The organism is Proteus sp. fly-1067 (assembly GCF_040139345.1).
In the GTDB taxonomy this organism is placed as follows: Bacteria; Pseudomonadota; Gammaproteobacteria; order Enterobacterales; family Enterobacteriaceae; genus Proteus; species Proteus vulgaris_B.
In genome coordinates this window covers 1-514 of sequence record NZ_JBEEUL010000288.1, presented here as the reverse complement: position 1 = coordinate 514, position 514 = coordinate 1, and the positions used below count along the sequence as shown (strand labels likewise).

1 protein-coding gene is annotated in these 514 nt (G+C 43.0%); it reads right to left on the bottom strand.

Annotated features, from left to right (window positions below; all coding sequences use genetic code 11):
* Positions 1-514 (bottom strand): DNA topoisomerase (locus ABN217_RS20450; RefSeq protein WP_349460035.1); only part of this gene is annotated, 514 nt, incomplete at both ends.

The following is a 514-nucleotide window of genomic DNA, read 5'->3' as shown; positions in this document are numbered from 1 at the left end:
AATACGTGATACCACATGTTCAGCCAGAGGGCGATGAAACAAACGCCCTTCTTCATCTTGATAATCAATACAGGAATCACTCGGCTGCCAAATCGCTACAAAACGCTCTTCTTGTGGCGTGATGATATGCGCTCGTACTTCAAAATAATCTTTTGGTACAAAATTTTCGATATCTTCATCACGGCGAACAACCAAACCTAATACTGGCGTTTGTACCCGACCAACTGAAAGAACGCCTTGGTAACCGCCTCGTTGTCCTAATAAGGTATAGGCACGAGTCATATTAATGCCATACAACCAATCGGCTCGCGCTCGCGCTAATGCTGAAACGCATAATGGGATAAATTCGCGGTTTTCACGTAAACGTTCGATCGCTCTTTCAACAGCTTGAGGGTTGAGATCATTAATTAAACAACGTTTAACTTGCTTTCTTTTTTCACCTTCAAGGTTTAAAAAATCGAGAACATCATCTACCAATAATTGCCCTTCTCTATCAGGGTCCCCAGCGTGTACG